Origin of the sequence: Streptomyces sp. A1136, assembly GCF_004795055.1 — a bacterium.
Taxonomy (GTDB): Bacteria; Actinomycetota; Actinomycetes; order Streptomycetales; family Streptomycetaceae; genus Streptomyces.
This window is the reverse complement of record NZ_SSBJ01000246.1, coordinates 1-604: the sequence shown is the minus strand read 5'-3', so window position 1 is coordinate 604 and position 604 is coordinate 1. Positions and strand designations below refer to the sequence as shown.

Sequence of the window (604 nt, the reverse complement as noted above, 5' to 3'; positions counted from 1 at the left end):
CCAGCCACTCGGCCAGTACCCCGTCGTAGGCCGCCGAGACGTCGACCTCCTCGCGGCGGCTGCGGATGCAGCCGAGCGGGGTGCCGGCCGGCAGGCGGGTTCCCACGGCGACGCCAGCGGGGGTGACGGTGCCGCGCGCGGGCGCGACGACGACCCGCCAGTCGTAGCCGGGGTCGGTCACGCGGTACCTCCGAGCAGCTCTCGGACGCGGTCGAGGTCGGCCGGGCCGTTCACCGCGAGGACGTCGATGCCGGCACCCTTCCACTCGCGCTTGGCGAGCCCGGCGAGCGCGCCCGCCGGGGGCAGCTCGACGGCAGTGGTGACGCCGAGCTCGCGCATCGTGGCCAGGCAGGCGTCGAAGCGCACCGGGCTGGTGACCTGGCTGACCAGCCGGGCCAGCGCCTGGGCACCGGTGCCCACGGCCTGGCCGTCGGCGTTGGAGAGCAGCTGCCGGCTCGGGTCGGCCGGGTGCAGGCCGGCCACGAGGCCCTCGAGCTCTCGGCGGGCGGAGGCCATGTGGTCGGTGTGGAAGGCGCCCGCGACCGACAGCGGCACGACGCGCGCCTTGGCCGGCGGGTCGGCCTTGAGCGCCTCCAGCCCGTCG

The 604-nt window shown here is 77.0% G+C and carries 1 protein-coding gene and 1 pseudogene; both read right to left on the bottom strand.

Translation table 11 applies throughout. The annotated features are described in order from the left end of the window. The coding region (locus tag E6R62_RS40510; protein WP_206309023.1) for a hypothetical protein at positions 1–181 on the bottom strand (181 nt) is incomplete at its 3' end. Continuing rightward, positions 178–604 (bottom strand): annotated as a pseudogene (locus E6R62_RS38355) (ACP S-malonyltransferase); the annotation flags it as partial. The pseudogene E6R62_RS38355 and the gene E6R62_RS40510, both read right to left, overlap by 4 nt.